General features: G+C 68.4%; 9 protein-coding genes. 1 reads left to right on the forward strand and 8 read right to left on the reverse strand.

Annotated elements, in window-relative coordinates; translation table 11 throughout:
• From F3T56_RS43415 to F3T56_RS43450, 8 genes are all read right to left on the reverse strand, one after another.
• Nucleotides 1-805: alpha/beta hydrolase family protein (locus F3T56_RS43415; protein WP_246204675.1), on the reverse strand; the 805-nt coding region annotated here is incomplete at its 3' end.
• A gap of 519 nt (nt 806-1,324) precedes the next feature.
• A complete protein-coding gene (locus F3T56_RS43420) occupies nt 1,325-2,329 on the reverse strand; it encodes a PaaX family transcriptional regulator (protein ID WP_149830979.1) in 1,005 nt (334 codons plus the stop codon).
• A gap of 851 nt (nt 2,330-3,180) precedes the next feature.
• Nucleotides 3,181-4,671: a glycoside hydrolase family 43 protein gene (locus F3T56_RS43425; protein ID WP_246204682.1), complete on the reverse strand. Its 1,491-nt coding sequence runs from the start codon at nt 4,669-4,671 to the stop codon at nt 3,181-3,183.
• Nucleotides 4,672-4,741: 70 nt separating this feature from the next.
• The gene (locus tag F3T56_RS43430) at nt 4,742-5,485 is read right to left on the reverse strand and encodes a cupin domain-containing protein (protein WP_246204688.1); all 744 of its coding nucleotides are present in this window, start codon (nt 5,483-5,485) and stop codon (nt 4,742-4,744) included.
• Nucleotides 5,482-6,405 (reverse strand): DUF6807 domain-containing protein, encoded by a 924-nt coding sequence (locus F3T56_RS43435; RefSeq protein ID WP_149830980.1) that lies wholly within the window; start codon nt 6,403-6,405, stop codon nt 5,482-5,484. Before F3T56_RS43435 ends, F3T56_RS43430 begins: the two co-directional genes overlap by 4 nt.
• A complete protein-coding gene (locus tag F3T56_RS43440) occupies nt 6,398-7,525 on the reverse strand; it encodes a Gfo/Idh/MocA family protein (RefSeq protein WP_149830981.1) in 1,128 nt (375 codons plus the stop codon). Before F3T56_RS43440 ends, F3T56_RS43435 begins: the two co-directional genes overlap by 8 nt.
• 271 nt (nt 7,526-7,796) lie before the next feature.
• Nucleotides 7,797-9,512, reverse strand: coding sequence for a substrate-binding domain-containing protein (locus F3T56_RS43445; protein WP_149830982.1), 1,716 nt, complete (start codon nt 9,510-9,512; stop codon nt 7,797-7,799).
• Between the two features lie 91 nt (nt 9,513-9,603).
• Nucleotides 9,604-11,604 (reverse strand): RICIN domain-containing protein, encoded by a 2,001-nt coding sequence (locus F3T56_RS43450; protein ID WP_172639446.1) that lies wholly within the window; start codon nt 11,602-11,604, stop codon nt 9,604-9,606.
• Nucleotides 11,605-12,066: 462 nt separating this feature from the next.
• Between F3T56_RS43450 and F3T56_RS43455 the strand changes: the two genes are divergently transcribed.
• Nucleotides 12,067-13,866 (forward strand): RICIN domain-containing protein, encoded by a 1,800-nt coding sequence (locus tag F3T56_RS43455; protein WP_149830984.1) that lies wholly within the window; start codon nt 12,067-12,069, stop codon nt 13,864-13,866.
• The last annotated feature ends 8 nt before the right edge of the window (nt 13,867-13,874 follow it).

Consider the following 13,874-nt stretch of genomic DNA (forward strand, 5'->3'; position numbering starts at 1 on the left):
AGAGGCTCCACCGCATCCAGTCCACGAACGTGTTGATGGTCCGGGAGTCGCCGAAATAGTTGCTGTGGCCGGCGCCGCGGAAGGTGAGGAACGCCTTGGCGGCGGGCAGTTCCCGATACGCCTGACGAGCGGAGGAGATCGGGCACGTTCCGTCCCGGTCGCCGTGCATGAAGAGGGCCTTGGCGCGGACCGACGGGCTCGGGTTGCCCATGTCCACACAGGACATGGGGATCGCGGCGGTGATCCGTGCGTCCGGCCAGGCCGTGAGCAGGCCGTGGGTGGTCATGCCGCCCATCGAGTGGCCGGAGACGCCGACTCCGACCGCTGTGTTGATGTGGCCGGCCAGCGGGTCGCCGGCCGTGTTGAGGGCGAGGGTCCGGGTGATGACCTCGGAGACGTCCTTGGACTGGTTGCCGTTGTAGACGTCTTGGCCACTGAGGTTGGCGAAGTGGGGGGCGGGGACGATGAACCCGGCCTCGGCCAGGGGACGGATCACCGCCAGGGAATTCTGCGGGCTGCTGCTGAAGCCGTGCATGAACTCGCAGACCGGGAAGACGCCCTGGGCAACGGGGGCGTTGGCGACCGGGGAGCCACCGGGGGCGCCGGTGGCGGGGTAATAGACGTAGTTGGTCCACCGGCGGCTGCCGCGGCTGCAGGCGTATGGGCGCACGCCGACCGCGAACCGCTGGGTCGGAGCTCCGGCCCTCGCGGCGGCACCTGCTGGTCCCGTACCGAGCAGGGACATACCTACGCCCGCGGCTCCGGCTGCGCTCAGGGTCAGCAAACTACGCCGTTGCATGGTCATGAGGACTCCTGGTGTGGGGGGTGTGCGGAGCGCTGCTCGGTCAGGTGTCGCGCAGAGGCATTGGTGAAGCCGCGGCGGTGAGGCTGACCGAGGGGGTGGGGGAGTGGCCGGGGGGATCAGGACGGCGAATCGCGCATGGGGGGACGTTCCGGGCCTGCCCGTGGTGGTCATCGGCGTGTGTGGCCTTGTCGGCAGAGGCGCGGCGAGCCGCTGAACACCGGCCGAACCGTGACTCGTTGAGGGAGAAGCCCTTCGCGCCTACCTGCCCGCCTATCTGACGGGGAGGTGTTGATTCTGCGGAAGCGGCGCAGGGGGTGCCTCTCCTTCCGCTCTTCGTGTGCTGCGCCTGTGGGAGCGTTCCCACTTATCTTGCAACAGGTAGATTCCCGATCGGGTGCCGATCTGTCAATCATCGGCGCCCAACTCTGTTGCATTCGAAACGAATTCGATGGATCGCAGGGGCCGGGAGGTGCTGCGTGGTGTCTCCGCGGACCGCTCGATCACACTCGCGGCGGGCCGTCAGCCGTGGCTGATACCTGCGCTCATGCCGGCGATCGTATGAGCCCTGATGTCGGGGTGCGGTCCCTCCGCGAATCGGGTCACCACGGCGCGGACATGATCCTGAGCCGGCTGGAGCAGGCCGTCGTACACCGCGACGCAGACTTCCCGCGCCCGTGACCGGGGCCAGCCGGGCGGCAACAGCCCGATGGGGAGCAGCGGGTCCAGGATGGGGAAGTGCCGGTAGGCGTGCATGACCTCGGTCCGTGCGCGCACCGCGTCGGCACCGGTGACGCCGTCGGTGCTGATGTGTGGAAGCAAGCCGCTCCAACGGTCGATGAAAGCCTGGTAGTGCTCAGCGATGCCGCGCAGGTCCCACGCCTCGACCGGGTTGCGGTCGACCTCCGTGTCCAGTTCCTCCTGCCGCGCGCGGAACACCGTCACCGCTCCCCGCGCCAGGTCGGCCACCTCGATCCGCCCCTTGGGGGTCAGGGGGTGCGGCGACACCCAGAGCGCGTCGTACAGCGGCGCGAATCCGCGCCAGCGCAGCGCGGTGCGCAGTGCGCGCCGCCGCGTGCTCTCCTGTTCCGGGACGGAGAAGGCGATCAGTGTCCACCGGCCGTCCCATGAGTCGGGCTGGGTGGTGAAGGTGGCGATCGAGCTGGCGCCGCTCCACAAATCGACGGCGGCCCGCGACGTAAGCCGGTAGGAGCTGTACCGCCCTTGCCGGCTGCCCTCCAGCACCCCACGGCGCATCAGCCTGCTGATCGTCGTACGGGCGGCGCCCGCGGTCACTTGGAACTCTCCGAGCAATGCCACGATCGCCGCAGAGGGCAACCACGCCCGGCCGGGGAACGTGTAGTCGGCGATCAATGTCACCGTGAGTCCCTGCGGCGATACGTTGTTTTGCCAGCCGGGCGACCGCACGGGGCCGACGACGCCGTCACCCTCGTCGGAGAAGATCTCCTCGAGGTTGGACAGGTTCGGCAAGGTCGGCTCCGGCGCGGTGGACAGGGTCGGCAACACTGTAACGGTTGTGGAATCGCCGGGTGTGGCTCCGCCGCGATTGCTCCACCAGGCGAGATCTCCGCGCGCAGGTGAAGGCGCCCCGGCAGTGCCCAGGTGCGTTACACCGGTGTACTTGGAGGGCGACGGCAGCGAACAGTCATCCTTGGCACCGTGCTTGCGGGGGACACGGCGCGTTGGGCGATGTGGGCGTTCGTCATCGTCAATGTGGTGGTCGTCGAGGTGCTGTTCCTCAGCGCCTGGATCGGGCAAGAACGAGGTGCTGGCCGTCGCCCTTCGTGACGACTCGCCACTACGACGAATTGGAGGCGGCCTGGACAGAATCGACCCGGCGCAACGTCACCGAGGTTCTGGAACTACTTGGGGCGACGCGCGTACACGCGGATGCACTCCACGACGCCGCATCTCTTGCCCGTCCTGACGAACCTCCGCGCCCACGACCGTGGCGGCGGGCTCAGCCCGTTGTGTGCCGGGTCGCTCTGTCCTGGGCGGGGTTGGCCGCCGGCTCCTTGGCCGACGACAACTCCCCATGCCGGAACGCGACCTCCCGGCACACAGGACACCGGACCCGCTGATTGCCGTCGACGCACAGAACGCACCCCAGCGCCCGCCGCGACGTCGACTGAACAGTCCATGCACACTGGACCGGGACGGTCAGCTCCCCAGAAGTCGTTCTGGTGGAAGCCGTGCGAGGAGGCACCCGCCGTCGGCTGAACGCCATGCCCGCGGGGGGCTGCGCGACGTCCTCGACGCCATGGGTACCTGGGCCATGTCGGTTCCGTATGCCAAGCCGGAAAGTGCCTCGTGAGGCAGAGCCTGGGGGATAGGAGTGAGTCCGTCACGGGACGGTGTCACACGAGCTGTTCGGCGAACCGGACCCGGCGGACAAGGACCTCCCGAGACTCGGTCCACAGGCCGACCAAGCGCCCGGTGAACCCGCCCGCCACTTCGGTGGAGAGATAGCGTCCGTCCAGGCGGGCGAGGACATTGGTGCCGGTTCCGTCACCGATGCCCAGTTCGATGTCGTCCGGTCCGTTCCAGGTCGGCGGCGTGGATCGGATGCGGAGGGTGACAGGGGAGTCGGGCAGCGGGCGGGAGCCGAGAGTCGTCTGGATCTGTCCGATCCGTGCGACGGCCGTGACTTCGCCGTCGGCGACGCGCAGCCCGTACCAATGAGCACCGTCGAGCCGTAGCGCGACGGTGAACGCACCCTTCCCTGGATCGACGAGGAAGTCGGCCTCCCAGTGGTCTCCGCCGACCCGGGTGAACAGGCCCGAGGGCTCGCCGGTCTCGCTCGGTGCGTGACGCACGACCACCCCTTCCGGCACGCTGTGGACGAACCGGTCGGGACGCTCCCCTGGCGAGACCCACCTGAGATGCGGTCCGGGCGCGGAGAAGTCGTCCTCGAAGTCCCGCTGCCCGGTGGGGACGCCTGCGCTCGCCGGCTTGAAGTGTGGCCAGTCCTCCGCCCAGGAGACGTCGGCGAGGAATGTCTCACGCCCGTTGACGTGGAAGCGCGGGCTGCGGCCGCGCGGCCGTGTGCCGAGATACACCGCTGCCCAGGTCCCGTCGGGGCGCTCGACCAGATCGGCATGACCGACGTTCTGGACGGGATGAGCCGTGCTGTGGTGGCTGAAGACCGGATTGTGCGGGGCTGCCTCGAACGGCCCGCGGGGACTGCGTGAGCGTGCGACCGACACCACGTGGCCCCGGTCGGTGCCGCCTTCGGCGATGACCAAGTACCACCAGTCGCCGCGCTGGTAAAGGTGCGGCCCCTCGGAATGGGCCAGGCCGGTGCCGTGCCAGATCCATCGCGGCTGCTCGAGGACCACGCCCTGCTCCAGATCGACCGCGACCTGCCTGATGCCGATCTCGGTCTCGGACCACGAGCAGTAGGTGACCAGGCACGTTCCCTCGTCGTCCCAGACCAGGTCCGGGTCGATGCCGTCGAGTTCGGTCAGGCACACCGGCGCCGACCACGGCCCGGTCGGGTCGGTCGCGTGGTAGACCTGATGACCACCGCGAGCATCGTCGATGTTCGTGGTGATCAGCCAGAACCGTCCCCCGTGATGGCGCAGCGTCGGAGCGTAGATGCCGCGACTCGACGGCGACCGGCCCGCGGGGAACTGATCGTCCCTCGTCAGGGCGTTGCCGATCTGACGCCAGGAGACCAGGTCCCGGGAATGCCAGATCGGGACGCCGGGGCTGTACTCGAACGACGAATTCGCCAGGAAGTAGTCCTCGCCTACTCGGCACACCGATGGATCGGGATACATCCCTGACAAGACCGGGGTGGGGGCCGCGTCGGCGCGCCTACCGTCTTCCGGCAGCATCGAACTCATGCGAAATACTTTCCTTGGTTCGAACCCGGGCTGATCAGCACCGGTTCGGACGTGTTCGGGTGGTGGGGCGTCACTGAGGCTCGGCCGATGTGCCGGCCCGGCGGGCCGGGTCGTAGGCGCGCAGGAAACCGCACATGCCCAGGGTCTGCCGAGGCGGTTGGGCGATACGTGAGACGGTCGCCTTGTACAGGTGGTTGAAGTCGCCGTTGCGCAGCGAATCGATCTGCCGCAGTGCCGCCTGTGCGGCGGCCAGCGCACCGTCGTCGACTGTCTTCTCCCAGGCGTCCAGGCGTGGCTGGACGAGTCGCACGGCTGCCGCGCAGAAGTCCTCGTAGGCCGAGCGGTTGCCGCGCCGCCACTGGTGCGTCAGCTCCCTGAACCCCTCGATGGCCAGGTCCCGGCGTGCCTGGGCGCGCTCGGGGTCGGGGGTCCCGTCGGCGTCGAGGAGCGAGGCCGCGTCCGGATAGGTCTCGGGGGAGAGGTGCGCGGGCGGGAAGGTCATGACTGCGTCGCCCGCCTCAGGAAGGCCGCTGTTCTGCATGACGACGATCACGCGCAGGTCTTCGTCGTTGATGGCGCGGTGGATCGTGCCCGGGGTGAACCAGACCGTGTCTCCGGGGTGCAGCTCGGTCGTCGTGTGGCCCTTGTGGTTGAGGGTCTCCAGCCGGCCGTGGCCGCTGACGACGACGTAGCACTCCGAGCAGACGAGGTGCATGTGGGGCGAGCCGCCGTGTTCGTCGTCCGCCGTGGGCCAGGGGTACACCTCGAGCTGGCTCAGTCCCACGGCTCCGGGGAAGTCGGGGAGGGCGGTCACGGCGTGAACCTCTGGGCGATCGGCTCGAGTTCACGACGGTCCACCATGCGGTCGATGAACACGAAGCGGTGGCTCAGGGACAGGGTCTCACCGGGCTCGAGCTTGATCTCGGTGTCGAAGGCGGGCGACGGGCTGAGGCAGGCGAAGGCACTGCTGCGGGCGAACCACTTCAGCGGGACGGCGGCCGTGGTGGTGCCGGCGTAGGCGAGGACCGTGGCACCGCCGTCGATCTCGTCGTGTTCGCCGGTGATGGCCGCCCAGGCGCCCTGGGTGCCCATGACGGCGTCGCCTTCATGACCCCCGTCGGCGATGACGTCCGCGCCGGTCCACGCCCGGGGCCCGCGCCAGAACAGTCCGGTGTATCCGGCGTTGGGGCGGCCGTGGGTGGTGGGGCTGCCCAGTTCCAGCGGCTCGTGGTGGACGTTGGTCAGGTCGGTGGTGAAGTCCAGCGCCCAGACGCCGTCGTCGGTGTCGGCGCTGTGGAAGCGGAGGGTGCGGGTCTCGTCGATCCACACCTCGTCGCTGGAGGCCACCCAGTCCAGGACCTCGGAGATCGACACCTCGCTGCCGCGGTCGTCCTGCCGGCCGAAGCCGCGGTGCACCTGCCGTCCGTGGTTCTCGCGCCAGACGTAGCCGTGGCCCGGCGCCCCCTGTTCGAAGGTGGGCCCACCCCAGAAGTTGTCGCCGGACAGATGCGACCAGGTCATCTGCAGGCCCTTGTGCCAGCGGTGGTCCCAGGGCCGGTAGACACCCACGGGCGCACCGGAGAGGGTCTTCAACGGGTAGAGATACGGCTTGGGGGATTCCTCGAGAGGACTGTCCGGCCGGTAGACGTACGTGGCGAGGTCCGTGCCCGCGGCCGACACCACGAACTCGGTCCCGGCCTCGTCGTGTTCGATCCGGAAGTGACTGTCAGACACCGGTCTTCTCCTTGTCGGCGTTGTCCTGGGCGGCGCGGAGGCGGCCGCTCATGGAGTGGTAGAAGGGGTTGTCCGGGCTGATCATGTCCGGGGTGACGGGACGTTCGGTCGTCGCCGACTGGTACAGGGCGGCGATGAAGGCCAGGACGCGGCGGCCGTCGTCACCACTGGCTTCGGGGCGTTGCCCGGCGCGCAGGGAGCGCAGCAGCAGGCGCAATTGCGCGGCGTGCGAACTGGCCTCGTCGTCGAGCGGTGCCCCGAGCTCGGCGGCCGTGGCCTCGGCCCGGTGAGGTGCGGGGGTCCACGTCCAGTGAGTGTTGTCGTAACCGTAGAGGTGGGACAGTTCGACCGTGGCCTCGGGGAAGTCGAAGCGTAGGTAGCTGGTCTCGCGGGGGGAGAGGAGGCTGTTGACCATGGACACCATGGCGCCACTGGCGAAGCGGACCATTGCCATGGAGACGTCCTCGGTCTCCACCTCGCGGGCCAACGTGCCCACGGCTGCGCGGACTTCGGTCCATTCCCCCATCAGGGCCAGCATGAGGTCCATCTGGTGGATGCCGTGGCCCATGGTGGGACCGCCGCCCTCGGTCTCCCACTTGCCGCGCCACGGGACGTCGAAGTAGGCGTCGTCCCGGTACCACAGGGTGTGGCAGACACCGACCAGAGGAGCGCCGAGGCTGCCGGTGCGGATGTGCTCCCGCAGGGCCCGGGCGGCGGACCCGAACCGGTGCTGGAAGACGTAGGAGACGTAGGGGCCGCCCTCGCGCTCGTGGGCGGCGACGGCGTCGTACTCGGCGACCGAGAGGGTGGGGGGTTTCTCGCACCACACCGACGCGCCGGCGTCCAGACAGGCGGTGATGGCCTCGCCGTGGGCGATCGGGGGCGTGCAGACGATGACCAGGTCCGGGTGCTGCTCCTGGAGCATCCGGTCGAGGCTGTCGTAGGCGGCGGGAATGCCCCAGCGGGCAGCGAACGCCTCGGCGCGCCGCAGGTCGACGTCGACCACGGCAATGACGGTCGCCTCGCCGTTCTGGGCCTGGACGGCGGGCATGTGGCAGCCGTCGGCGATGTTGCCGGCACCGACGATCGCCACCCTCGCGGGCTGGCTGTACTCAGTCATGTGGCTCTTTCGTAGAAGCTCGGGCGGTGCCTGGGCGCGGCACCGGGGGTTCGTCAACCGCTGACGAAGAAGGTCGGTTCGACCTGCTCAGCCCAAGGCGTGCACGCGTGACCGTGCGGTCGAGGGGAACGGCTCTGTCGGACGAACTGGGCTCTCGCCGATACGAACAGGGCGGCAGCCCGAACGTAGTGAACGGTCACCTTCGTGGTCAAGAGTTGCGTAGTGATCGTTCACATTTTGCGTGACGCCCTACCAGGAACGCCGACCGGACTCAGCGGTTGACCGGGCCGCTCGACCCTCGCGGCACGAGGTGGAACAGATTCGTCACCTCGGACTTCGGCTCGGGCTCGCCGCGCAGGAGAGCGAGCAGCGACAGCATCGACTGCCGGCCTACCTCTTCCTTGTTGATGTGCACCGTCGAGATGCTCGGCGAGAAGTACCGGGTGAACTCCTCGTCGTCCCAGCCGAAGACGCTCATCTCCTCGGGCACCCGCGTTCCGCGGTCCTGGAAGCCGCGCAGCACCCCCAGCGCGACGTAGTCGTTGGCGGCCAGCACGGCCGTCACGCCGGAATCAGCGGGCAGGTCCCGCGCGGCCTCGTAGCCGGAGCGCACGGACCAGTCCCCGTCGACGACGCCGTAGGACGTAAGGCCCAGTCGCTCGACCGCCTCCACGTAGACCGCCCGCCGGTTGCGTGCCGAGGCCCAGTCCTGCGAGCCGGCGACGTGGAGGAACCGGCGGTGCCCCTGGTCCGCGAGGTGACGCAGGATCTCCTCGGCGGGCCGTCCGTCGGCCAGCCGTCCCCGGGACTGGAGTTTGTCGTCGTACTCGCCCAGCACCACCACGGGCCACTGGCCGGCGCCCTGGCCGCCTGCCAGATCCCCCAGCGGTACCAGCGACAGCACCCCGTCCGCCTGCCGGCCCTCCAGCAGGGACAGCACGCTGCGGGCGCGCCGCGACTCGCCGCCCTCCAGTCCGACGACGTCGGTCATGTACCCGGCCTCGTGCGCCGCGGCCGCGGCACCCCTCAGCAGAGGGATCGGAACGAAGCCGCTCAACTCGGGCAGCACGATGGTGATCCGGTGGGACCGCTGCGTGCGCATCGACCGCGCCATGAGGTTGGGCCGGTAGTCCAGCTCGGCGACGGCACGCTCGATCCTCGCTCGCGTCGTCGGCTTCATGCCGCTGTCGTTCTTCAGGAACCGGGACACGGTCTGGTGCGACACGCCGGCCCGCTTGGCGACCTCCCATATGGTGGGCCGCTTCCTCTCCGGGGTGGAGGCCGCCGCCGGACCGGCGGCCTTCGCGGCGGGCCGACCGGCCTTCCGTGCCCGCAGAGGGCGCCCCGCCTGCTCGCACAGGAACTCCAGCAGCTCCGCGCCGGACGCCTCCGCGGGCAGTCCGTAGACACCGGCGAAGCCCGCGACCCGTGGCGCGAGGTCGTCGACGCGCACGAGGCCACGGGCGGCGGCTTCGGCGACGAACGTGCCCGTACGGGCCGCGTCGGCACGGGCTTCCAGCAGGTCGACGACGGTACGCGGCACGGTGGTCACGGGCAGCCCGTCGACGACGGTGATGTCCTCGGCGTCCATGGCGGCGCGATGCAGCACGACGGTCTCGTCACGAGTGGTACGGCGGGACGAGACCGTCAGCTCCACGAAGTCGGCGGGCCGGCCCCCCAGGCCGTGCACCGCACACGCGGAGGTGTGGGAGACGACGCCCGCCCCGGGGGCGTCCGCACGGCGGTCTCGCGCCGGTGTCCCGGGATCCAGCCGCAGCCACGCGACCTTGATCCTGAGGTGCTCCGGCGGGGGAGAGGCGGCCAGGCGGTACACCCCGTGTCCCACGCTCTCCAGTGCCCCGGACCGCTCGAGCCGCAGGAGCTGGACGCCCTGCACGCCGTCCAGCTTCGCCTGCGCGGTGGTCACCAGACCCCACTGGTCGGCGGCCCTGGCGTCCAGAGCCGCCAACACGTCGGCCTGAGTCATGCAGCAATCATTACACGAGCACCCTGCGCCGTCCTCTCCCCCGCGTGTATCGCCTTTTCCAGGCTCGCGGGAGAGGGGACGGCGGGGGCGGCTACTTGGGCTGGAACTCCCAGACCGTGCTCGCGTCCTGCGTTCCGGTGTTCCACTTCGCCTGATCCGCGGAGTTCCCGTACAGGTAGGCCCTTCCCGTGTGGGTGTTCCTGACGCGGAGCCCGCCTGCCGCGACCCCTTCCAGGTTCCAGAGCGAGGCGTCCGCGACGGTGCCGGTGTTCCAGATGACGTCGTTGTTGCTCGCGCCGGCTTCCAGGTAGAAGCGTCCCGTCCGCACGTTCTTGATGGTCCACGATCCTGACGTGTCCCTGGCGACGATCCAGTCCTGGTCGTCATAGATGGTCCCGGACGAAACGATGACCGCGCCGTTGGCATCGGTGTCGAGGTACTTGCCCGAGGACGTGTTCCTCAGCTTGTACCGCGCGCCGCTGACGAGGTAGGCGACCCGCACGCATTCCTCTGCCGCCAGGGTGATTTCGGTGTTCCCGGACACGGTGCTGTACGCCTTCGTGCCGGACTTCACCCAGTTGTCGTTCGTGTCGTACCGGCCGACCTCGACGGACCGTACGACGCCGATGGTGCCCGGCAGGGTGAACGTGGCCTGGGTCGTGGTGGTGAAAGCGAACTCGGCCGGACCGCGCCTGACGCCGAATGCCTGCGCACCGCTCGATGTCGTAAAGGTGATGTCGACGCCGCCCACGGGCTTGGTGGTGGTGGCGTCGGCGGTCGCGGCCCGGTTGAAGGTCTGCAGGTTGGTTCCCCCGCGTTCCACCGGAGTCCTGCTGGCGAGGTCCCGGTGGATCTTGTTCAGCGCGCGGTTGAGCCGGGCGACCCTGTCCGAGACGGCCTTGCGGGTGACGACCTTGGTGGTGGGGTTGAAGTTGTACAGGCCGTGGTCGCTGCTGCCCGTGCTGGAGTCCGGGTCCAGGGCGGCGTACAGATTGAGGGCGGTGTTGCCGGCGATGGCGTTGAACTTCTCGACGTCCGCCGCCGCGGATCCTCCGAAGTTCTCCGGGACCATGGGGAAGTTCTTCCCCTGGGCCCAGAGGCCGTCCCTCCCGTAGTTGTAGAGCGTGTCGAGGCCCTTGGTGTACAGGTCCCTTCCGAAGAAGTCGATGGTCGCCGTTCCCTGGCTCCTGAGGACTTCGTTCTCGGCGACCGGCACCGTGTCCGCGCTGCCGGCGAGGTTCACCCGGGTGTACACCGAGTAGTCCGACTGCTTGATCACCTGACCCAGCTGGGTCAGGTAGTCCAGCAGCACGTCCTTGCGGAACTTCACCGCGTCGGTGTACCCGCCGCTGTTCCAGCGGTCGGTGCTGTAGGTGCTGTAGCTCCGGTCGATGGCGGAGCCGCCTTGCTGCTTCGACACGTTCGGTTCGTTGAGCACCTGGATGCCGACGACGGTGTGCGCGGTGTCGGCGGACGCGAGGTGGGCCATGAGCCGGCCGAGGACGAACTTCTCCCTGGCGAGCAGGTTCGGATCGGTCTTGTCCAGGAGGGGGTTGCCGTTCAGGGTCAGCCTGGTGCCGTCGGACCTCACCACGAACTCGTAGTCGTTCATCACATAGGCCGGCATCCGGGCCGCGATGGACGAACCGGTCGATTCATGGCTGAACCACAGCAGTTCCAGCTTCAGGCCGTACTCCCCGCACCAGGCCAGGTACTTGTCGATGTCGGTCCAGTCGAAGGTGTCCTTCGAGGGCTCGATCTGCGACCACCAGATCGGGATGTTCACCACGGTGAACCCGTCGTCGCGGATCATCCCGAGCACCGGCTTCAACTGGGCGTCCGTCCAGCCGAACGTGTACTTGTGCTTCTCGTACCGGAACTGGACCCCACTGTGGAAGAAGGGCTTCCCGTCGACCATCAAGGTGATCTTGTCGTACGTGGACTTCGATGTGTCGACGTGGGACACCACGCCGCCGGCCGCGGCGGCCCGCGGGAGGCCGCCGACGAGGTTCAGCGCCATGCCCCCGAGGGCTGCCGCCCCGCTCGTGGCGAGGAATCTGCGGCGCGACCAAGGGCCGGTGTTCGACTTCATTGCATTACCTCCGTGTGGTGAACTTCTGCCGGATAGTGAACGATCACGATTGAGTGTTCGACGGCCCGTCAGGAACCTTCGAGGCAGGGGGGTCGGGCGCAGCGCGATCGAGCCGACAGGCGATGGCGGGGCCCTGGCGATCAGATGCTGACCGAAATCAACGATGGCGCACATAAGACTGGCTGTAACGCTTGCGTGTCAATGGTGTGGACGGAGAGAGTTTCGCCGCAGTCCAGAGCGGGTCGGCTCCGGTCGTGCCGGTGGGGCCCCCGCGTAGTGAACGATCACCTGCAGACACCTTGACCGCTCAGGTGAACGATCACTAAATTGCCCCTGCTGTTCTCGGACACCTCATCACTCCCGGTACTTCGTGGCTTTTCTGTGCGCCCTCGGGCCGAGTCACGGCCGGGCCCTTCCTCCCCGCCGGGCACCGGTCGGTATCACCAGATCAAGGGAGATCACGTGTATACGGTCATACGCAGAACGGGCCGTCGGCCCCGAAGATGGGCCGGCTCCCTGGCCGCCGGCATCCTGCTCCTCGCGGCCTTCCTCACAGCTCCGGCCGCCTCCGCCGCCGAAACCCCCGGCGCGACGTTCATCAACGAGACGTTCGACGCTCAGACGAACCCCGCGAACTTCGGTTTCCCGGTCGGGGCCGCCATCGGCAACGGCGTACTGGATGTCACGAAGGGCATGGGCAACTACACGACGTCCGTGCGGCCGTTCGCGTCGTCGATCACCCAGGAGAAGACGCTCGACCTGCGGTTCGACTGGAAGACGGCCATCACCAGCACCGGGATGAAGACCGGTCTGGAACTGCGCGACAACGCCGGACACCTCGTCTTCGGGCTGGCCGCGACCGCAGCGGAACTCCGCTACGCCGTGACCGGGCCCGACTCGGACTCCACCTCCGCTCCGGACTCACTCAATCCCACCTGGACCAAGATCAGCTTTGACCGGACCAAGTGGCACACGGTCGATCTGCACATGGACTTCACCCTCCAGAAGGTCCAGTACACGATCACCAGCAAGGAGGCCGCGCCGATCGTGCTGGCCTCCGGCACGAAAACCATCACGGGGACCAACCTGGCGAAGTTCGTCGCCTGCAACTACTACGGCACCGGTGTGCAGTCCATCGACAACTTCCGCCTGACCCGCCCCGCGAACCCCGCTTACGGATCCCTCACTGGCTCGTCCGTCTACGCCTTCGGTGACAGCATCGTCTGGGGACACAAGTACTCCCGCAGCTTCATGAACTTCCTCGCCGAACGTGAAGGCATGACGCTGACGAAGTACGCGGTGAACGGTGCGACCGTGGGTCCGACCAGCAACCAGATCCTCACCCAGGTGCAGAACGCCAACTCGCAGGCGCCCGACTTCGTCGTCTTCGACGGCGGCACGAACGACGCCGGCGAGATCTTCAGCAACCACACCTACACGGTCGGCACTGTCAGCGCCTCCCAGGACCCCGCCACGTTCGACACCGGCACGTACGCCGGAACACTGGAAACCACCATCCGCACGATGCGGCAGAAGTGGCCGTCCGCCCAGCTCGTGTACGTGGCCGCCCACAGAATGGGCTCGCGGGACTGGAACACCCAACTCGCCCTGCGCCAGGTGTACCTGCAAGCCGCACAGAAGTGGGGCATCGCGGTGGCCGACGTCTTCGCGGACGCGACCCTCGACACGCGTGATGACGCCCAGCGGGTGGCGTACACGTTCGACAACCTCGTCAACACCTTCCCAGGCAGTGGCGGCACCGGGACGCACCCGAACATCGCAGGCATCACCGACTTCTACGTGCCCGTCCTCACATCGGCACTGTCCCAGCTGGCCGACACGACGACACTCAAGGCGCGGCACTCCGGCAAGTGCGCCGAGGCGGTCGGCTCCTCGACCACTGCCGGCACCGCGATCGAGCAGGCCGGCTGCTCGGGCGGCGACGACCAGCGGTGGCAGCTGCACGACGTCGGCGGGGGCTACTACCAGATCCTCTCCCGGCACTCGGGACTGTGCCTCGACGTGGCCGGCTCCTCCACGGCGAACACGGCCGCGATCGTCCAGCAGACCTGCGACGGCCGCACCAGCCAGCAGTGGCGGCTGAGCGACGCCGGCACCGGCTACGTCGCGATCATCGCCCGTCACTCCGGCAAGTGCCTCGACGTGGACCGGGCCCTCACGACGGACGGCGCCCGGCTGCTGCAGTACACCTGCTGGAACGACGAGTCGCACACGAACCAGCACTGGACCGTGCAGGTCTGACATGAGGA

It is taken from the genome of Streptomyces tailanensis (genome assembly GCF_008386495.1).
In the GTDB taxonomy this organism is placed as follows: Bacteria; Actinomycetota; Actinomycetes; order Streptomycetales; family Streptomycetaceae; genus Streptomyces; species Streptomyces tailanensis.

Coding starts and splice junctions, on each gene's coding strand:
- F3T56_RS43425 (WP_246204682.1), bottom strand. CDS start 4,671: ATGAGTTCGATGCTGCCGGAAGACGGTAGGCGCGCCGACGCGGCCCCC.
- F3T56_RS43440 (WP_149830981.1), bottom strand. CDS start 7,525: ATGACTGAGTACAGCCAGCCCGCGAGGGTGGCGATCGTCGGTGCCGGC.
- F3T56_RS43445 (WP_149830982.1), bottom strand. CDS start 9,512: ATGACTCAGGCCGACGTGTTGGCGGCTCTGGACGCCAGGGCCGCCGAC.
- F3T56_RS43450 (WP_172639446.1), bottom strand. CDS start 11,604: ATGAAGTCGAACACCGGCCCTTGGTCGCGCCGCAGATTCCTCGCCACG.